We start from the raw sequence: 17,887 nt of genomic DNA on the forward strand, positions 1-17,887 counted from the left end.
CAGCGCTTTAAGCGCCGGTTTCCATCATTGCTGAAAGATACTTCGAAGAGCAGCCGGGTTCGGAATGCACCGCTTTTATTCGACAGCGCCGAGGTTCGGCGCTGTCGTATTCCGGCTGTTTTCAGGCCGCCTTGGCTTTTCTTGCTTCGGCCTTGCGGCGGATATCAGGCGGTGTCGCCTCGAGCGTCAGGCTCTCGACCGCAGCGTCGAGCCCCATCGAAACCTGGTCCTGGCTGCCGAGGCGGCGAATGTTGACCGTACGCTCCTCGGCTTCCTTCCTGCCGCAGACGATGATGACGGGAACCTTGGTGACCGAGTGCTCGCGGATCTTGTAGTTGATCTTCTCGTTGCGGAAGTCGGTCTCGACGTTGAGACCGGCCTCGCGCAACGCCTCGGCCACTTCGAGGCCGTAGGCATCGGCCTCCGAGGTGATCGTCGCGACGACCACCTGCAGCGGCGATACCCAGAGCGGCATGTGGCCGGCGAAGTTCTCGATCAGGATGCCAAGGAAGCGTTCCATCGAGCCGCAGATGGCACGGTGGATCATCACCGGCTGCGTCTTTTCGGAATTGCTGTCGATGTAGAAGGCGCCGAAGCGTTCCGGCAAGTTGAAGTCGACCTGCGTCGTGCCGCACTGCCATTCGCGGCCGATCGCATCCTTCAGCGTGTATTCGAACTTCGGACCGTAGAAGGCGCCCTCGCCCGGCAGGATACCGGTCTTGATGCGGCCCTCGGACTGTGCCTCGATCGTCTTCAAGACGTCGGTCATCACGGCTTCGGCGCGATCCCAGAGCGCATTGGAACCGACGCGTTTCTCCGGCCGGGTGGAGAGCTTGACGACGATTTCCTTGAAGCCGAAATCTTCATAGACCGACAGGATCAGATCGTTGATCTTCAGGCATTCGGCCGCCATCTGCTCGTCGGTGCAGAAGATATGCGCGTCGTCCTGCGTAAAGCCGCGCACGCGCATCAGCCCGTGCAGCGCGCCCGACGGCTCGTAACGATGCACCAGACCGAATTCGGCAAGCCGGATCGGCAGCTCGCGATAGGACTTCAGGCCATGCTTGAAGATCTGCACATGGCCGGGGCAGTTCATCGGCTTCAGCGCAAAGACGCGGTTGTCGGCTTCCTTGTCTTGTGGGTGCGTCATCGCATGTGCCGATTTCACGGCGAACATGTTCTCCTGATACCAGCCCCAGTGACCCGAGGTTTCCCAGAGCGACGTGTCGAGCACCTGCGGCGCGTTGACCTCTTCATAATCGACGGCAAGCCGACGGCGCATATAGGCAACGAGCGTCTGGAAGATGCGCCAGCCCTTGCCATGCCAGAAGACGACACCGGGGCCTTCCTCCTGGAAGTGGAAGAGATCCATCTCGCGGCCGAGCTTACGATGGTCGCGCTTCTCGGCTTCGGCCAGCATATGCAGGTAGTTGTCGAGATCGGCCTGGTCAGCCCATGCCGTGCCGTAGATGCGCGACAGCATGGCGTTGTTGCTGTCGCCGCGCCAGTAGGCGCCGGCGACCTTCATCAGCTTGAAGGCGGTACCGACCTGACCGGTGGAGGCCATGTGCGGGCCGCGGCAAAGGTCGAACCAGTCCCCCTGATGATAGATCTTCAGATCCTGCCCTTCCGGGATCGCATCGACGAGCTCGACCTTGTACTGTTCGCCCTTGGCGGCAAAAACTTCCTTGGCCTTGTCGCGCGACCAGATCTGCTTGGTGAAGGGCGCGTTGCGGGCGATGATCTCCTTCATCTTCTTTTCGATCTTCGGCAGATCGTCGGGCGTAAACGGCTCGTTCTTGGCGAAGTCGTAATAGAAGCCGTTCTCGATCACAGGGCCGATCGTCACCTGGGTGCCGGGCCAGAGTTCCTGCACGGCTTCGGCCATCACGTGCGCGGCGTCATGGCGGATGAGTTCCAGCGCGCGCTGATCCTTGCGGGTGATGATTTCGATCTTGCCATCGGTGACGGCGTCGGAAAGGTCGCGCACGGCGCCGTCGATCGCAATGGCGACGGCGCTCTTGGCAAGCGACTTGGAAATGGATTCGGCGACATCCTTGCCAGTTGCGCCGGCCGGGAAGCTGCGCACGGAACCATTGGGAAATGTCAGGGAAATAGCTTGGGACATCGAAATTCTCCTTGTCCAGTCCCGCCAACGAATGCGGGTGGTTGAAACGAAGCGCCTCCGTCCTTTGGAGGCGCTGCCGCCTGATACCCAGATTTCCCTCGGGAGTAAAGAAGAAGACGGTCTACATGATCATCTGAGCGAGGCCGCACACCGTGTTCCAGTTGCGCATCGTACCGATGCCTATCCGCTTGGTGGTCAGCGCCGAAAGCAGCTTGGACTGGCTCGGCTTGCCGGCGAAATCGATCCAGAGGTCGCCGCCGACGATTGCGATGCGCTGGCCTTCCGTCATCAGCGGCTTCAAAGCCTCGACCTTCTCAGGGTCGACCGGCAGACGCATCACCCGGACGATCACCTGGTCGCCGCTGCCGTCCCTGAACGGATTGGTACTGCAAAGCGCCATCCAGGTGCAGTCGCTGCGCACGATGATATCGACATGTTTGCCGAACTTCTCTTCGAAGCCCTCTTCCAGCGCGACCTCGAGTTCATGCGGCCGCATTTCGTCGGCTTCGAAAACGAGATTGCCGGTTGAAACCAAGGTCCGCGGTTCGCGATAACCCAGCTCTTTGGCAAGCGCGCGCAAATCTTCCATGATCACGCGGCGATCCGGCGTCAGGACGATGCTGTGCAGGAGAGCGATGAAGGTGCTCATGGCCGCCAGGACTCCTCAATTATCCCAGGTGAGAAACGCCAGGGCGTCCACCAGTGGAAGCCGTCGCCGAGCGCTTCGGGCACCGGGTCGAGGCCGCTGGTGCCGCCCGGGCCGCAGCGGCTGACGCGAAACAGCGTCATCCAGCCGCCGGCCCACAATCCGTGCCGGGCGATCGACTCATAGCCATATTCGGAACAGGTCGGGATATGGCGGCAGGAATTGCCGACGAAGCCGGAAAGCGTCAACTGATAGAGGCGGATCAGCCCCATGCCGAGCAGGCGGTCGGGACTCTTGCGGAACGCGCCGGTATAATTGCGGGAATAACGCGCCGGCCTTCCGCGCGGCTGGCTCGATCCGGCCGCGCCGCCATCGTCCTCATCCTCAGCCTGCCGGACGCAGAACTCGCACATCTCGGTTACGCCTCGATCACTTCCGCCCGTTTCGCCTCGATCTGTCCGATCGCTTCGACGACCGCGTCGAAGGTCAGCATCGTCGAGGCATGGCGGGCCTTATAGTCGCGCACGGGCAACAGATAGCGCATGTCCTCGAACCGTCCGGTGGGACCCACCCCGTCTGCCTTCAACATGGCAAGCATATCCTGACGGGCCTGCCGCAATTCACCCGATGTGGCGCCAACGACATGGCGGGCCATGATCGAGGACGATGCCTGGCCGAGTGCGCAGGCTTTCACGTCATGCGAAAAGGCAGTGACGACATCGCCGTCCATCTTCAGCCAGATCCGAACCTTCGAGCCGCAAAGCCTGGAGTGTGCCTGTGCGGTCGCATCGGCGTCCGCCAGCGTGCCGGTCAACGGAATATTGCCGGCGAATTCGAGGATTTTGCTGTTGTAGATGTCGTCCATGCTGGGTTTCCGCTCCAAAATCGCTGCGGATCGGCCTTAATGGCGCTGTTATTGTTATTGAAACAAAAAACACACCGTGTCATCTGAGGATACTTACATAAGGTGGCCGTCTTCCTATATGTATGTCGTTCGAAGGCCATGAAAATGCAATGGCCTCGTGTAAGTTTGATTGGGAAACCGTGCCGGACGGGCGTTGAATTTGCCCCGAAAGCCCCGGAGCCTGCCAAAGGTGCATGAATTCCCGCATGGGACTGACCAGTGGCAATTCCGACAGATGGGTTCGCGGTGCGGACCAGGAGACCATTGATCATGGACGCCATCGTAAAGAACTTTCCGCAGCCGAACCGCGACTCGGACCGCCCCTCCCAGCAGGAGGCGGAGGAAGCCGTGCGCGTTCTGCTGCGCTGGGCCGGTGACGATCCGACGCGCGAAGGCCTCATCGAGACACCCGCCCGTGTCGCCAAGGCCTATCGCGAGCTCTTCGCCGGTTATGACATGGCGGCCGAGGACGTGCTCGGCCGGACCTTCGAAGAGGTCGCAGGTTACGACGACATGGTCCTCGTCAAGGACATTCCCTTCTACTCGCATTGCGAACACCACATGGTGCCGATCATCGGCAAGGCCCATGTCGCCTATATGCCGGATGGACGCGTGCTCGGCCTGTCGAAAATTGCCCGTGTCGTCGAGATCTATGGCCGCCGCCTGCAGACGCAGGAAACGATGACGGCCCAGATTGCCCGCGCCATCGACGATACGCTGCAGCCGCGCGGTGTTGCAGTGATGATCGAGGCCGAACATATGTGCATGGCGATGCGCGGCGTTCAGAAGCAGGGTTCGACGACGTTGACGACCACGTTCACGGGAACGTTCAAGACGGAACCGGCCGATCAGGCCCGTTTCATGAGCATGGTGCGGAGCCGCTGATACCGGCTCCCGCAGGAGGGCCGCGATGAGTCACCTGATCTTCAATCAACCATCCGAGGACAAATCGGCGTTGGAAGACGCCGGCGATTTCACGCCGCGGTTCGACGATCGCGGCCTGATCACCGCGATCGTCACTGACGCCGGCGACGGCGAACTGCTGATGGTCGCGCATATGAACGCCCAGGCGCTGGCGCTGACCATCCAGACGGGAACGGCCCATTATTTCAGCCGCTCGCGCGGCAAGATCTGGAAGAAGGGCGAGACCTCGGGCAACCTTCAGACGGTCAAGGAAATTCGCACCGATTGCGATCAGGACGCCATCTGGCTGAAGGTCGAGGTCGCCGGCCATGACGCCACCTGTCACACCGGCCGCCGCTCCTGCTTCTATCGCACAGTCACGCTTCGGGACGGAAAACCAATGCTCGATATCGTTGACGACGAACGTCATTTCGATCCGCAGGACGTCTACGGAAAATAGGTCGAACTTCCCGCATTTGCCCCTTATTGTGCCAGAAACTGCTTCTATATACCATTTGGCAACTGAACGGGCACACTATGGGACATACGTGTTCTGCTGGGAGGGGAGAGCGCAATGCTGAACTGGAGTCTGCATCGTCAAAGCGCTGAAGGCGAAGATTCCGGTTCCAGCATGTCGACGATACTCGAGACAATCCCTTCCCCTGCGCCAGCCAAGAAAATCAAGATCGCGCTCGCGCTTGGCGGCGGCGCGGCCCGCGGCTGGGCCCATATCGGCGTATTGCGCGCCCTTGACGAAGCCGGGGTCGAAATCGGCATGATTGCCGGGACGTCGATCGGCGCCCTGGTCGGCGGCTGCTATCTTGCCGGCAAACTCGACGAACTCGAAACCTTCGCACGCTCGCTGACCATGCGCCGGATCGCAAGCCTGCTCGATCTGACCATCGGCGGCAGCGGCCTGTTCGGCGGCATGCGGCTGACCAAGCGCATGCAGGAGCATCTCGAAGGCCTGAATGTCGAGGATCTGGACCGGCCTTTCGTCGCGGTCGCCGCCGAGGTCAACACCGGCCATGAGGTCTGGATCGCCAATGGTTCGTTGATCACGGCGCTGCGCGCTTCCTATGCCCTGCCCGGCATCTTCGAGCCGGTGCGCAGCAATCACCGCACGCTGGTCGACGGCGCGCTGGTCAATCCCGTTCCCGTCTCCGTTTGCCGCGCCTATGAGCAGCCGCTGGTCGTCGCCGTCAATCTCAATTACGATCTCTATGGCCGCTCGGCCGTCGTCCGGCACAATGCCAGCCTCTCGCCGCAGGAAGTGCAGAAACAGGAAGAGGCGCCCTATGCCCGCCTCGGAATGACCGGCGTCATGGTGCAGGCCTTCAACATCATCCAGGACAGGATTGCCCGCGCCCGCCTTGCCGGCGATCCGCCCGACATTTCGCTGCAGCCGCGCCTCAGTTATATCGGTCTTTCAGAATTCCACCGGGCCGGCGAGGCGATCGAACGCGGCTACGAGGAAGCCAGAGCCAGGCTTCCCGAAATCAAGCGTATGCAGGAAGTCTACGCCACCACTCCGTGAGGCGTCGTCCCGCAACAGGCGGCTGGGGACGACGGCATCGTTTGGATAAATAGGCGAGCTCAGCCGGCAATATAGGCCTTGATATCCTCGGCCTCGCGCACGACTTCGGCAATCCGCGATTTCACCACGTCGCCGATCGAGATGATGCCGGCGAGCTTGCCGTTGCTTTCCACCGGGACGTGGCGGAAGCGGCGGCTGGTCATCAGTTCCATCAGTTCGTTGACGGTCGTCTCCTCATGGCAGCGATAGACCTTTGCTGTCATGACCTGGGCAAGCGGCTGGTCAAGACCCTCCTTGCCGTGCTTGGCAATCGCATGCACGAGATCGCGCTCGGTGAACATGCCCGAAATCCGATTGTCCATGCCGACGACGACGATGGCGCCGATCTTCTTCTTGCTGAGGATGACGGCTGCCTCGGCGACGGTCGTGTTCGACCCGGCGGTAACGACGTCCCTACCCTTCAGGTCGAGGATTGCTTTGACTGAACTGGTCATTCGAACCTCCTATGTCGAAACTGTAACGCTTGTCACAGCTATCCGCGGCGGTTTCTCCCCCCAATCGCGAATGGTTCGATGGTGCACTGCCCCGCTCAGGATTGCAACACATCCTTCTCCGCTTCGGCTGGTTCGATCGGCGGCTGCGGCGCCGCTGGGTCGAACAGCGAAAATAGAAAGAAGCCGAAGACGAAGCCGCCGATATGCGCGTCCCAGGCAATCTCCTGATCGCTGTCGCCGACGAGCGGGATGCCGACCGCGATCAGGGCGTTGCCGACCAGCCAGAGCAGCATGAAAAAGACGACGGTCCGGCTCTTCAGCGCCCCGACGATGGAAAGCCGGGCGTTGAGATGCGCCGCCAGCATCGGACGTCGCTCAGCGGGAAAGGCGAACCGGCAGGCGGCCCCCATCAACCCGGAAATGACGCCGGAAGCGCCGATCAGCAGCGACACGTCTCCCCAGTTGAGCACCGCGTGCAGGGCGGCGGAGGCGGCGGCGGAAAAGAGCCAGAAGAACACGAATCGCAGCGTCCCGATGCGGCGGACGACCGGGGCGCCGAAGGCCATCAGCCAGAAGGCATTGAAGACGATATGCTGAACGCTGCCGTGCAGCAGTGAATAGGTGACCGGCGTCCAGAATAGCTCCAGGCCCTGCTGCGACAGCGGAATCACATAGCGGGCGGGAACGAAGCCAAAGGTGAAGAGCAGCCAGCTGACAGCATCGTCGGACAGCACGAGCGCCTGCACCGCGTAGATGGCGACAAGCAGGCAAAGGCTGAAGAACAGCGCCGGCGGAAGGTTGAAGACTGGCTCGCGCGGAGGACGTGCCGGCGGGACCTCAAAAGGTTCGGGCGCCTTCTGCGGCTCGCCCGTCTGCTCATTCATCTGTGTTCGCCTCGTTGTGGCCCCAGCCATACAGGAGCGATGGCCAAAAAAAAAGCCGCCCGGAATGTCGGGCGGCGTACCGGGAACCCTGAGGAAAGATCTCGGCCCGGGCAGGTTGTGCAGAACTTCGAAAGTCGAAGTGATGACGCGACAGTGTCACGACAGGCGTCACGCCTCAACCGAAACCCCTTTTTAACCTTAATGGCCGGGATCTGGCATGAAATCCGCAAGGTAGAAGTTGTCCGGGCAATGAGTGCCCGAAAATGATCCGGAATGGGACAGGTTGGTGTGAAATGCGTGTGCAAACGACCATCGAAATTTTTGACTATTGGAACCGTATCCGCGGCGCTGCCGATGCGCCGCTGAAATCCCAGGTCGAACCGTCCGCCGTACCCCATCTACTGCAAAGCCTCTTTATTCTTGAGGGGCGCGAGGACGGAGACATCGTTTTCCGGCTCGCCGGCACCCGCATCTGCGACCTCTTTGGACGGGACCTGCGCGGCGAACGGTTCTCCTCGCTCTGGGCGCATGGCCAGCACGGGGATATCGAACGCACCGCGATCGGCGTCATGGACCACGCCATGCCGGCCCTGTTCAATGCCACCGGCTACAGCACCGTCGGCCACCAGGCCTCCTTCGAGATCATCATGATGCCGCTGCGCTCGTCGCACGCCGCTTGCGACCGGGTGCTCGGCGCGATCGCGCCGGTGGCGGCTGCAAGCTGGCTGGAGATCGTGCCGCTCGAATTGCTTGCGCTCGACCGCAGCCGTCTGCTGCCGGAAAAATTCAGCAAGGTCGCGCCGGCCGAACTGCGCCCGATCAACGAGATCGTCGCGGGAAAAGGCATCGGCTTCGGCCAGGTCATGCGCCGCGTGGTGTCGCAGCTGCTCAGTGCCGAGGCGCGCTGAGCGTCTCGTTTCAGGACAGCGGCCATACTCGTTTTTGGCTATGTCGGCAGGCGACGAGACAACCTTCTGTTAATGGATTGGCAGTAAGGATTGGTTTCTGCGATTTTCATGAAGAAGCCTTTTGATGCACTCGTTCCAGCCAGCTCAGACGCAACGACCTGCGCCGCGCCCTGAACAAGGCGTTTTCCAGCGCGTGCCGATCAATATGCAGGGCCGGCTGATGCTTGCAAACTACGAGGAGTTCGAATGCATGGTGATCGACATGTCGCCCGGCGACATGTACGTCACCTGCTCCGGCCGGCCGCGTGCCAACGAACGCGTCGTCGCCTATATCGACCATCTCGGACGCGTGGAAGGTTATGTCCAGATGCTCGACGGCCGCGGCTTCACCATGTCGATCAATGCCACCGAGCGCAAACGCGAGAAGCTCGCCGCCCAGCTCACCTGGCTTGCCAACAAGCACGAACTCGGCCTGCCGGAAGATCGCCGCCACGACCGTCTGACGCCGCGCGACGTCAAGACCGAACTGACGCTCGATGACGGCACACGCTATGCCTGCCGTATCATGGACCTTTCGCTCTCCGGCGCCGCCGTCGACGTCGAGATGCGTCCTTCCATCGGGACGGCCGTGCGTCTCGGCAATATGCGCGGCCGCGTCGTTCGCCATTTCGTCGAAGGTGTGGCGATCGAATTCCTGTCGATCCAGTCCCGCGAGACGCTGCGGGAATTCCTCTGACAATTGCTGGGAAGGCGCGCTGCCCTGTCGGGAATTCCGGGGCGGCCGAAATTCCCAAAAGACTTCCGCCGAAGCTGCTGCCAACGCCGGCGCGCACCTGCTCAGGTCGAGTGGAGAACGCCCGGATTTCACCGCAACGGATCTGCAAGCGGCAACAGATCTGGCTTTCGAAGGCAAGCCGAAATCCTGTCGCAAGTTGTTCCAACCATTAGATACGTACTCTTATGAGCGGAATAACCTGCGACACCGATCAGGCGGGAGCGGGCCTTCTCAACGGTGCCTTGCTGGAGGACGGCGTACTGAGGAATGCCGCACGGCTTGCCGGCATTCCAGGCATCCTGTTGCAGGGACGGTTCGACATCGAGGCACCGCTTGTCACCGCCTGGGACTGGCGCGCGCCTGGCCAGAAAGTGAGCTCAGGATTCTCCCGCAGGCTCCCCCTTCGACCGCAAATCCTGATATGAGCGCCGCAATCGTCGCCGCCACCGACCAGTTTCCCGACTTCCCTCAAAAATATTTCTCCGTCTGATGAGGTCGGCGCGGTGATTTTCAGGTGATCGGCGCGCCGATTCGCACCATTCCGGCTCTTTTTGTCTGAAGACCGCGCGTCGTCGTCAACGGTCGCCTTCCGCAGAAGTTTACTTGGCTCAAGGAAAACCATTAATGGTCGGACCGCAGCACAGCCTTTTCGCGCGCGAAAGCCTTGCCGCGTAAATTACAATTTTAATCGAATTCGAGACAAATGCGCCTCGAATTTTATGCGCATTCGAGTTTGTTTTTAGCCAAGTTTTATCGGCATTTGATTCAACTAAGCCTTTAATTCTATTGCGTAATTTTGCGCAGGATAAAAACGTCTGTGTCATTGTCGCCTCAACTTAGGGGAGACGGCAATGACGACTACGAATATCCTGAAAGGCGGCCTTCTGGCCGGTGTCATCGCGATGACCATGGCGGGCTCTGGACAGGCGACGCCCGCCAGCATGGCCCTGGCAGGCAAGGCCAGCCCGCCGATCGGACACTATGAGTTCTGCAAGGCCAATCCAACGGAATGCGCCTATGCCGGCGGCGACGCCGGACCGGCCATTCTCACCGAGGAGCGCTGGAAGGAAATTCTCAAGGTCAACTACACCGTCAATTCGTCGGTCCAGCCGGAAACGGATGAACAGATCTACGGCGTCGAAGAGCGCTGGGCCTATCCGACCAGCGTCGGTGACTGCGAGGACTATGTCCTGCTGAAGCGCAAGATGCTGATCGAGGACGGCTTTTCGCCATCCGACACGCTGATTACGGTCGTGCTGCAGCCGAACGGCGAAGGCCATGCGGTGCTGACGGTCCGTACCGACCACGGCGACTTCATTCTCGACAACATGCGCAACAAGGTGCTGCTGTGGTCGGACACCGAATATACCTATCTGAAGCGCCAGTCCGCCGACGATCCGGCCCGCTGGTCAAAGCTTCAGGATGGCCGCGCTATCGCCGTCGGTAGCGTCAAGTAAGCAGAGCCTGCCGGCCTAGCCGGCGCAGGTTTCGGCCCGGTCAGTCCCCGCATCCCCGTCCCCGACCGGTGCCCAAGAGCCGTTCCCGCTGTCCCGGGAACGGCTCGCCTCATTTTAGGCAGAGGCGACGGCTTCCGGCTCCGAAATCTTAGCGAAGTATTAACCCTGCCGGTCTGATGATGCCGATCAGATTCATCATCGGCACCGGCGGCTCATGTTCTTCCTGCGGCGGACCGAAAGGCAACGAGCCGCCATGAGCCATACCGCGCAAAGCGCCCCCGACGAGCAGCCGCTGCTTTCCATGGGGTTTCTCCTCCGCACGACGGCGGTGATCGCTGTCCTGGCGGTCCTGACGGTGGCCATCAGCATCGGCGGCCGTTGGTTCGGCCGACACATCTCCCTTGCCGGCAACACCGACAGCACAGCTGAAATCGCGCTGACCATCGGCCGCGACACCGTGAAGCTCCCCGAAAATGCCATCCGCTTCCCGAGCCAGCGGCATGACGGCGCGGCCGAGCGCGTCGATCTCTACCTCGCCTGGCCTGAGATGCGGGGTTACGGCAAGGACAACCATCTTCGATTCGACGACGTCGCCCAATCCTCCGGGCTGATCTTCCTGCAACTCGCGCAGAGCACCATGTCGCGCGACATGTCCGGCCGGCTGGAGCCGATCTATTCGCACCTGATCGAAGGCGCGGCCGAGACTTTTCGAGCCGGATTGACGCTCCACCGTCTCCGCGCCGACGCCGGTTATGGCGACGAAGTGCTGCTGACGGCACCTGTCCCGGGCGGGCCGGACTATGTCGTGCGTTGCATATTGCCTTCAGCCCCGGACAAGGCGGCAAGCGGAGATTGCCAGCGAGATATCAAGGTCGGCAAGGATCTCAGCGTCCTCTATCGCTTCTCCAGCAACCATCTCGACGATTGGGGACATATTGATGCCGCGATCCGCACCTTTGTACAGGACCGTCTTATGAACCGTTCTGCGACAGGTCCCTAAAATGCTTCCGGACGGCGAGTGAAACGATTCATTATAAACGGATTGGTAACGCTGAATCGGTAATTTCAAAAGACGAGCTGTGCGGCGGGGGGTGTGCGGTTCCTGCCCAATATCTGAAATGCAAGCGAAGAGTGGAATAGTGTCAAGGTCAGTCTCCTCCGTATCATCATTCCGGTCCGGCAGCTTTTTCGCAAAGCTCCTGGCGATCCTTTCGGTGGCCTTCACGGTCGTCCTGGTCGATTCGGTCAATGCCGAAGCGGAAGCGGCCAACTCGAAATATGCCGGCATCGTCGTCGATGCCAAGACCGGCAATGTCCTCTACAGCGAGAACGCCGATCGGCTGCAATATCCCGCTTCGCTGACCAAGATGATGACTCTCTATCTGGTCTTTGAAGCATTGGAGCAGGGTCGCATCCGCCTCGATACGCCGGTTCCCTTTTCTGCTCATGCTGCAGCCCAGGCGCCGACGAAGCTCGGCGTGCGCGCCGGCGGCACTATTACCGTCGAGCAGGGTATTCTCGGTCTCGTCACCCTGTCTGCCAATGATGCCTCAACTGCCCTTGGAGAAATGCTTGCCGGCAGCGAGGATCGCTTCGCCCAGCTGATGACTGCCAAGGCACACGCCCTCGGCATGACGCGCACCACTTATCGCAACGCCAACGGTCTGCCGAACACGGCGCAGATGACGACGGCGCGCGACCAGGCTCGCCTCGGTATCGCCCTGCGCCAGCATTTCCCGCAATATTACGGCTATTTCTCCACCCGCGCCTTCAAGTTCGGCAGCCGCACGATCCGCAGCCATAACCGCCTGGTCGGCTCGGTGCGCGGTGTCGACGGAATCAAAACCGGTTACACGCGGGCTGCCGGCTTCAATCTTGTGAGTTCTGTCCAAGTTGACGGCAAGTCGATCGTCAGCGTGGTGCTTGGCGGTACTTCCGGCGCGGCTCGCGACGCCCAGATGCGCAATCTGATCGCTACTTATCTGCCCAAGGCGTCGAGCCGCGGCGGAAACTCGGCGCTGGTGGCTCAAGCAGCCCCTGCCCCAGCGATTATCCAAACGCCCGCTCCGGTTCAGCCGCAGAAGGCCCGGCAGCAGCTTGCCCCGCAGCCGGTCGTTCAGCAGGTCGCCCAGCAGCAGGTCGCAAAGACGATCACCGCAGCGCAGCCGCCAATTTCCGCCGCTGCCGCCGACCTCGGCCTGCCGCGTAAGGGACCGCTGCCGGACGCCCGCTATCAGGTGGCCGAGACCGAGGTCGCCTATACCGAAACATCCGCGACGAAGTCCGACAACCCGTTGGTCGCCCAGGCCATGCCGGCACCGACCAAGGTCAAGACCACGAGCTTCAAGCAGCAGGCTCCGGCCACTGCACCTGCCGAACCCGCAGACGCCGCCGTCGATCACGTCACGACTGCTTCGACCAGCGCCGCCCCGGCAAGCGCCGCGCCTGCGGGCTGGGTCGTACAGGTCGGCGTCTCGCCGAGCCGGCAAATGGCCATGGACCTACTGGAGGGTGCCAAGAGCAAGGGCGGCAAGGCGTTGGCCTCGGCAAAACCCTTCGCCGTCGCCTACGGTACGGGCAATGACCAGGTCTACCGCGCCCGCTTCGGCGGCTTCGACGATCAGCGCGATGCGGTCAACGCCTGCAAGGCCTTGAAGAAGGCCGGCATCAAGTGCTGGGCGGCTGCACAATGAGATATTCGATGCTGCCTGCAACATGGCCGGCGGCATTGGTAACGGCCGGAATCGGTGTTTGCGTTTCCGGCCACCATTCTTGAACTCGATCAGTAGTGCGTACGGGGAAAACAATGGCGATCAATGAAAATGTTCCGGGAATGCCAGGCGACCGCCGCATCGGGGCCAAGGGGCGCTCAGCCCTGCATCCGCTGCACGAAGCGGCGCTGCGGCTCGCCGAGATGGGCCTGCAGCGGCCGAGAGCGAAATCTGCCAAGACCCGCGATCTCATCAACCTGCTGCTTTGCCACGGCGCTCGCGCCTGGCGCTATTCCCAGCCGGAAGCCCGGATCCATCTGCATGTGACCTCGCCCGACGGCAGCGCCCCGGTGCAACTGCGTCTGCGCTGAAATGCGGTCGCCCGCCCCCGGTGTTTCGGGCGGAAAGATTAGAGCAGGCCAAGCTCGGTAAGCTCGCGTCGAAGGTCGGCCGGCATTTCGGCGATGCCGGCGCCCAGGCTCGTCAGATCGACCGGCACGTCATCCTGAGTATAGTAGCGCCAGCCCTGGAACGGCCGCTTCGGCTGTACCGCGGTTTCGATGACTTCGGGACCGAGCATCAGGCGGCAGCGTGAGATCCCTTCGTCGTCGGTGAAGGTCTTTATGTCGAGCAGCCGCTGTCTCGCCTGCACCTGCCCCTTGATCACCCAGTAGAGCGAGCCGCCGTCAAGCAGCTCCTCCATGCGTTTGGGCACCATGCGGGTCGTATGAACGGAATGCGGCTCGAGCCCGGCGGCAATGGCGCGCAGCGAACGCTCCGCCACCCATTCGCGCAGATCGTCGATCGAGTCGGCGCCGACGCAGAGTTTGATGAGATGCAATGCCATGCCGCCGTTGAAATCCTTTTGGCGGCGAGCGTCAAGCGCCTACGGCATGCCGCACGAAACTGTGCAGCAGTTTTGCGCCTGCCTGAAATGTTTAAACCGTGCTAACGCGGTCGTAAACTCAGCATTCGACGACATTGACGGCGAGGCCGCCGGTCGAGGTTTCCTTATATTTCTCGCTCATGTCGTGGCCGGTCTGGCGCATCGTCTCGATGCAGGCGTCCAGCGGCACGAAGTGCTGGCCGTCGCCCTTGACGGCGAGCGATGCCGCCGTGACGGCCTTGACCGCCCCGAGCGCGTTGCGCTCGATGCAGGGAACCTGCACGAGGCCCGCAACCGGATCGCAGGTCATGCCGAGATGATGTTCGAGCGCGATCTCGGCGGCGTTCTCGATCTGCTCGGGCGTGCCGCCCATCACGGCCGCAAGGCCGGCAGCCGCCATCGCCGCGGCCGAGCCGACCTCGCCCTGACAACCGACCTCGGCGCCCGAGATCGAGGCGTTATGCTTGATGATGCCGCCGATGGCGGCAGCCGTCAGCAGATAATCGCGAATACCATTCTGGTCCCAGTCTTCATGGAAATGCTCGTAATAGCGGATCGTCGCCGGAATGACGCCGGCTGCCCCGTTGGTCGGTGCGGTGACGACGCGGCCGCCAGCCGCATTTTCCTCGTTGACGGCCATCGCATAGACGCTCAGCCAATCGTTGGCGAGCAGCGGATTGACGCGATTGCTGCGCCACTCCTCCTGCAGCTTGTCGTGGATCCTGCGGGCGCGGCGCTTGACGTTGAGGCCGCCCGGCATGACGCCCTCGACCTTAAGGCCGCGCTCGATGCAAGAGCGCATTGCCTCCCAGATTCTGTCGAGCCCCTGATCGAGCTCCTCTCGGCTGCGCTGGCTCTCCTCGTTCGCCCGCTTCATCTGTGCGATCGAAAGCCCCGAGCGCTCCGCCATTTCGAGCATCTGCTTCGCTGTGGAGAAGGGATAGGGCACGCGTGTGCCGCCGGCGGCGTTCTTCTTCGCCCGCATCTGTTCCAGCTCGGTGTCCGTGACGACGAAGCCGCCGCCGACCGAATAATAGATGCGTTTCAGGAGCAGCCGGCCATCCCTGTCAAAGGCTGAGAAAATCATGCCGTTGGCATGGCCGGGCAACGGCTGTTTCTTGTCGAAAACCAGGTCGGTTTTCGGCTGGAATTGGTAGGCGGGATGGCCCGCCGGCGTGATCCGGCCGGTGCGCTCCACCGTATCGATGATGCCGTCCATCTTGTCGGGGTCGACACTGTCTGGCGCCTCGCCCATCAGGCCGAGAATAACTGCCCTACCCGTTCCATGGCCGATACCGGTATGAGCAAGCGAGCCATGCAAGCTGACCTTGATCGCGGCGACCTGCGCACCCGACGACGGGCGCGGCCATTCGTCCGACAGGATCAGGTCGAGAAAGCGGTTGGCGGCCGACATCGGACCCATCGTGTGCGAACTCGACGGCCCGACACCGATCTTGAAGACATCGAATACCGAAAGAAACATGGATGCGCCTTCTGAACACGAGGATGCAAGCTTAAACGACGCCGGTTTCGGATCCACGCGGCGAACCGACATCGCATGGAACCGGTGCGACATTCAGCCAGCATACCAGAACGACACACACCAGACTCAGCCCAAGCAGCGATGCGGAGTTTAATCGCCGATCGTGACGGACAGTACACCCGGAGGAGCCCGAGCCGAGACAAAAACTCTTCTCACTGATTGAACAGCCATGCAAGATCATGGTGCTGGTCAGGCGACGTTTCTACCTCCAGATGCCCCATTCTCGGCGACAAGTGATGTCCGATGCCGCCAAACAGGCCGAACTCCTGTTCGCTTGCATCGCTCGACGCGTCAGTCCATCGAAGACCAATCCGACTGCACTTTGCCATTGTGCTCACCAAGCCTCGGCGATTTGTGATGCGAGGTCAGCGCCGTCCCCGAGAAGATGATCGGCGTCCGGATGCCAGGTATCCCTTCATTCTCCACCGCCATCTTCCGATGCGCGACCTGCGGATCCGCGAATACGTCTTCCACGGTATTGATCGGTCCGGCGGGAACGCCCACACGCGCAAGGTCGGCTAATAAATCGGTCCGTTTGAAAAGCACCGTCTGCGCTTCCATCACGGATGTCAGCTCCTCTCGATGACGCACTCTGTCCGCGTTCGTCTTGAAACGGACATCGGAGGCCACAGCGGACAGCCGGAGGATATCGCATATCCGCGTAAACTGAGCGTCATTGCCGCAGGCGATAATGATATTGCCATCAGATACCGGAAAAACTTGGTACGGGGCGATATTGGGATGCGCATTGCCAAGCCTCGTCGGCGCCTTTCCGGAGGCCAGGAAGTTCATCGCCTGGTTGGCCAGCACGCCTACGGCGCTGTCAAGGAGCGCCATATCTATGTGCTGCCCCTCGCCTGTGCTGTTTCGCAGCAACAGAGCGGCTTGGACCGCGATGACCGAATAGAGCCCCGTGAAGATGTCGGCAAACGCCACGCCGATTTTCTGCGGCTCCCGACCTGGTTCACCCGTCAAATCCATAATGCCGGCCATGCCCTGGACGATGAAGTCGTATCCTGCCCGCCCGGCACAGGGGCCGGTTTGGCCAAAGCCGGTAATCGAGCAGTAGATCAGCTTCGGATTGATCGCCTTCAGGCTCTCGTAATCAAGGCCGAACTTCTTCAGCCCGCCCACCTTGAAGTTCTCGATAACGACGTCCGCGTGGGCGATCAACGCGCAGACCCTTTCCACGTCTTCCGCCGAGTTGAAATCCGCCGTGATGCTGAGCTTTCCGCGATTGCAGCTATGGAAGTAGGCTGCAGCGACGTCATCGCCATCCTGAATGAAGGGAGGTCCCCAGCGGCGCGTATCGTCGCCCTCCGGGCTTTCCACCTTGATGACCGTCGCTCCCAGGTCGGCAAGGGTTTGTCCAGCCCACGGACCAGCCAGGATACGTGCCAACTCCACGACCCGCACGCCTTCAAGTGGAAACTGCATCGATAACTCCCTGATCTATTCCCAAGTTCGCTGATCGTCGTTTGGCTACATATTCGGATAGACCGGCCCCTCGCCGCCCTGCGGCGGCACCCAGTTGATGTTCTGGTTGGGGCCCTTGATGTCGCAGGTCTTGCAGTGCACGCAGTTCTGGGCGTTGATGACGAAGCTCTTGTCGCCATCCTTCTCCACCCATTCATAGACGCCGGCCGGACAGTAGCGGGTCGACGGGCCGGCATAGATGCCGAGCTCGGAGCTTTTCTGCAGGCCCATGTCCTTGACCTGCAGATGCACCGGCTGGTCCTCCTCGTGATTGGTGTTCGACAGGAACACCGAGGACAGACGGTCGAAGGTCAGCACGCCATCCGGTTTCGGATAGGCGATCGGCTTGTGCTGCGAGGCCGGCTCCAGCGAGGCCGCATCGGTCTTGCCGTGACCAAGCGTGCCGAAGAAGGAGAAGCCGAACAGCGTGTTGGTCCACATGTCGAGACCGCCGAGCGCCACGCCGAGGGCGGTGCCGAACTTCGACCATAGCGGCTTGACGTTGCGGACCCGCTTCAGATCGCGGCCGATGTCACCCTTGCGCCATTCATTCTCGATCTCGACGACCTCGTCATGGCTGCGGCCAGCTGCGATCGCCGCCGCCAGCTTCTCGGCCGCCAGCATGCCCGACAGCA

19 protein-coding genes and 1 pseudogene are annotated in these 17,887 nt (G+C 61.4%); 10 read left to right on the forward strand and 10 right to left on the reverse strand.

The annotated features are described in order from the left end of the window. Window positions 1-121 precede the first annotated feature (121 nt). From thrS to EFR00_RS04525, 4 genes are all read right to left on the reverse strand, one after another. A complete protein-coding gene (gene thrS / locus EFR00_RS04510; protein WP_077993586.1) occupies window positions 122-2,128 on the reverse strand; it encodes a threonine--tRNA ligase in 2,007 nt (668 codons plus the stop codon). A 121-nt stretch (window positions 2,129-2,249) separates the two neighbouring features. Beyond that, window positions 2,250-2,777: a DUF1697 domain-containing protein gene (locus tag EFR00_RS04515; protein WP_010020106.1), complete on the reverse strand. Its 528-nt coding sequence runs from the start codon at window positions 2,775-2,777 to the stop codon at window positions 2,250-2,252. Next, the gene (gene yidD / locus EFR00_RS04520) at window positions 2,774-3,187 is read right to left on the reverse strand and encodes a membrane protein insertion efficiency factor YidD (protein ID WP_077993584.1); all 414 of its coding nucleotides are present in this window, start codon (window positions 3,185-3,187) and stop codon (window positions 2,774-2,776) included. The genes EFR00_RS04515 and yidD overlap by 4 nt, the downstream gene beginning before the upstream one ends. A gap of 5 nt (window positions 3,188-3,192) precedes the next feature. Next, window positions 3,193-3,639 (reverse strand): iron-sulfur cluster assembly scaffold protein, encoded by a 447-nt coding sequence (locus EFR00_RS04525; RefSeq protein ID WP_077993582.1) that lies wholly within the window; start codon window positions 3,637-3,639, stop codon window positions 3,193-3,195. A 309-nt stretch (window positions 3,640-3,948) separates the two neighbouring features. Between EFR00_RS04525 and folE the strand changes: the two genes are divergently transcribed. The 3 genes from folE to EFR00_RS04540 all read left to right on the forward strand — a co-directional run bounded on the left by folE (window position 3,949) and on the right by EFR00_RS04540 (window position 6,118). Beyond that, window positions 3,949-4,563 carry a GTP cyclohydrolase I FolE gene (gene folE, locus EFR00_RS04530; protein WP_009986788.1) on the forward strand — a complete coding sequence of 205 codons (615 nt, stop codon included), beginning with the start codon at window positions 3,949-3,951 and terminating at the stop codon, window positions 4,561-4,563. Between the two features lie 25 nt (window positions 4,564-4,588). Beyond that, window positions 4,589-5,041 (forward strand): phosphoribosyl-AMP cyclohydrolase, encoded by a 453-nt coding sequence (hisI, locus tag EFR00_RS04535; protein ID WP_077993581.1) that lies wholly within the window; start codon window positions 4,589-4,591, stop codon window positions 5,039-5,041. Between the two features lie 114 nt (window positions 5,042-5,155). Further along, window positions 5,156-6,118 (forward strand): patatin-like phospholipase family protein, encoded by a 963-nt coding sequence (locus tag EFR00_RS04540; RefSeq protein WP_010059921.1) that lies wholly within the window; start codon window positions 5,156-5,158, stop codon window positions 6,116-6,118. Between the two features lie 59 nt (window positions 6,119-6,177). On the opposite strand, the gene EFR00_RS04545 is transcribed toward EFR00_RS04540, so the two are convergent. Beyond that, window positions 6,178-6,612 (reverse strand): CBS domain-containing protein, encoded by a 435-nt coding sequence (locus tag EFR00_RS04545; protein ID WP_009983498.1) that lies wholly within the window; start codon window positions 6,610-6,612, stop codon window positions 6,178-6,180. A 95-nt stretch (window positions 6,613-6,707) separates the two neighbouring features. Further along, entirely contained in the window at window positions 6,708-7,496 is a 789-nt protein-coding gene (locus EFR00_RS04550; protein ID WP_077993580.1) for a rhomboid family intramembrane serine protease, read from the reverse strand. A 263-nt stretch (window positions 7,497-7,759) separates the two neighbouring features. Here EFR00_RS04550 and EFR00_RS04555 point away from each other — a divergent pair, with 263 nt between their 5' ends. From EFR00_RS04555 to EFR00_RS04590, 7 genes and pseudogenes are all read left to right on the forward strand, one after another. Continuing rightward, window positions 7,760-8,404, forward strand: a complete 645-nt coding sequence (locus EFR00_RS04555; protein ID WP_183737792.1) for a PAS domain-containing protein — start codon at window positions 7,760-7,762, stop codon at window positions 8,402-8,404. A gap of 124 nt (window positions 8,405-8,528) precedes the next feature. Continuing rightward, a complete protein-coding gene (locus EFR00_RS04560) occupies window positions 8,529-9,140 on the forward strand; it encodes a PilZ domain-containing protein (protein ID WP_009995336.1) in 612 nt (203 codons plus the stop codon). A gap of 272 nt (window positions 9,141-9,412) precedes the next feature. Then, a pseudogene (locus EFR00_RS04565) lies at window positions 9,413-9,669 on the forward strand (prolyl aminopeptidase); the annotation flags it as partial. Between the two features lie 361 nt (window positions 9,670-10,030). Then, window positions 10,031-10,636, forward strand: coding sequence for a transglutaminase-like cysteine peptidase (locus tag EFR00_RS04570; RefSeq protein WP_077993574.1), 606 nt, complete (start codon window positions 10,031-10,033; stop codon window positions 10,634-10,636). 214 nt (window positions 10,637-10,850) lie between these two features. Then, window positions 10,851-11,636: a hypothetical protein gene (locus tag EFR00_RS04575; RefSeq protein WP_009994805.1), complete on the forward strand. Its 786-nt coding sequence runs from the start codon at window positions 10,851-10,853 to the stop codon at window positions 11,634-11,636. A gap of 118 nt (window positions 11,637-11,754) precedes the next feature. Beyond that, the gene (locus EFR00_RS04585; protein ID WP_077993572.1) at window positions 11,755-13,329 is read left to right on the forward strand and encodes a D-alanyl-D-alanine carboxypeptidase; all 1,575 of its coding nucleotides are present in this window, start codon (window positions 11,755-11,757) and stop codon (window positions 13,327-13,329) included. A gap of 113 nt (window positions 13,330-13,442) precedes the next feature. Beyond that, window positions 13,443-13,718 (forward strand): hypothetical protein, encoded by a 276-nt coding sequence (locus EFR00_RS04590; protein ID WP_009994808.1) that lies wholly within the window; start codon window positions 13,443-13,445, stop codon window positions 13,716-13,718. Between the two features lie 38 nt (window positions 13,719-13,756). Here EFR00_RS04590 and EFR00_RS04595 read toward each other — a convergent pair whose 3' ends face one another. The 4 genes from EFR00_RS04595 to EFR00_RS04610 all read right to left on the reverse strand — a co-directional run. Then, window positions 13,757-14,194, reverse strand: a complete 438-nt coding sequence (locus EFR00_RS04595) for a DUF1489 family protein (RefSeq protein ID WP_077993561.1) — start codon at window positions 14,192-14,194, stop codon at window positions 13,757-13,759. A 118-nt stretch (window positions 14,195-14,312) separates the two neighbouring features. Beyond that, window positions 14,313-15,716 carry an L-serine ammonia-lyase gene (locus EFR00_RS04600; RefSeq protein ID WP_077993559.1) on the reverse strand — a complete coding sequence of 468 codons (1,404 nt, stop codon included), beginning with the start codon at window positions 15,714-15,716 and terminating at the stop codon, window positions 14,313-14,315. A gap of 351 nt (window positions 15,717-16,067) precedes the next feature. Further along, complete coding sequence (locus EFR00_RS04605; RefSeq protein WP_077993557.1) at window positions 16,068-17,213, reverse strand: CaiB/BaiF CoA transferase family protein; 1,146 nt, start codon at window positions 17,211-17,213, stop codon at window positions 16,068-16,070. 45 nt (window positions 17,214-17,258) lie between these two features. Beyond that, window positions 17,259-17,887, reverse strand: a 629-nt coding sequence (locus tag EFR00_RS04610; RefSeq protein WP_208655934.1) for a 4Fe-4S dicluster domain-containing protein, incomplete at its 5' end; no start/stop codon positions are given.

The organism is Rhizobium sophoriradicis (genome assembly GCF_003939025.1).
Lineage (GTDB): Bacteria > Pseudomonadota > Alphaproteobacteria > Rhizobiales > Rhizobiaceae > Rhizobium > Rhizobium sophoriradicis.

Bases quoted from the DNA above. Each gene is read 5' to 3' on its own strand.
- thrS (WP_077993586.1), bottom strand. From the start codon at position 2,128: ATGTCCCAAGCTATTTCCCTGACATTTCCCAATGGTTCCGTGCGCAGC.
- EFR00_RS04515 (WP_010020106.1), bottom strand. From the start codon at position 2,777: ATGAGCACCTTCATCGCTCTCCTGCACAGCATCGTCCTGACGCCGGAT.
- yidD (WP_077993584.1), bottom strand. From the start codon at position 3,187: ATGTGCGAGTTCTGCGTCCGGCAGGCTGAGGATGAGGACGATGGCGGC.
- EFR00_RS04525 (WP_077993582.1), bottom strand. From the start codon at position 3,639: ATGGACGACATCTACAACAGCAAAATCCTCGAATTCGCCGGCAATATT.
- folE (WP_009986788.1), top strand. From the start codon at position 3,949: ATGGACGCCATCGTAAAGAACTTTCCGCAGCCGAACCGCGACTCGGAC.
- hisI (WP_077993581.1), top strand. From the start codon at position 4,589: ATGAGTCACCTGATCTTCAATCAACCATCCGAGGACAAATCGGCGTTG.
- EFR00_RS04540 (WP_010059921.1), top strand. From the start codon at position 5,156: ATGCTGAACTGGAGTCTGCATCGTCAAAGCGCTGAAGGCGAAGATTCC.
- EFR00_RS04545 (WP_009983498.1), bottom strand. From the start codon at position 6,612: ATGACCAGTTCAGTCAAAGCAATCCTCGACCTGAAGGGTAGGGACGTC.
- EFR00_RS04550 (WP_077993580.1), bottom strand. From the start codon at position 7,496: ATGAATGAGCAGACGGGCGAGCCGCAGAAGGCGCCCGAACCTTTTGAG.
- EFR00_RS04555 (WP_183737792.1), top strand. From the start codon at position 7,760: ATGATCCGGAATGGGACAGGTTGGTGTGAAATGCGTGTGCAAACGACC.
- EFR00_RS04560 (WP_009995336.1), top strand. From the start codon at position 8,529: ATGCACTCGTTCCAGCCAGCTCAGACGCAACGACCTGCGCCGCGCCCT.
- EFR00_RS04570 (WP_077993574.1), top strand. From the start codon at position 10,031: ATGACGACTACGAATATCCTGAAAGGCGGCCTTCTGGCCGGTGTCATC.
- EFR00_RS04575 (WP_009994805.1), top strand. From the start codon at position 10,851: ATGTTCTTCCTGCGGCGGACCGAAAGGCAACGAGCCGCCATGAGCCAT.
- EFR00_RS04585 (WP_077993572.1), top strand. From the start codon at position 11,755: ATGCAAGCGAAGAGTGGAATAGTGTCAAGGTCAGTCTCCTCCGTATCA.
- EFR00_RS04590 (WP_009994808.1), top strand. From the start codon at position 13,443: ATGGCGATCAATGAAAATGTTCCGGGAATGCCAGGCGACCGCCGCATC.
- EFR00_RS04595 (WP_077993561.1), bottom strand. From the start codon at position 14,194: ATGGCATTGCATCTCATCAAACTCTGCGTCGGCGCCGACTCGATCGAC.
- EFR00_RS04600 (WP_077993559.1), bottom strand. From the start codon at position 15,716: ATGTTTCTTTCGGTATTCGATGTCTTCAAGATCGGTGTCGGGCCGTCG.
- EFR00_RS04605 (WP_077993557.1), bottom strand. From the start codon at position 17,213: ATGCAGTTTCCACTTGAAGGCGTGCGGGTCGTGGAGTTGGCACGTATC.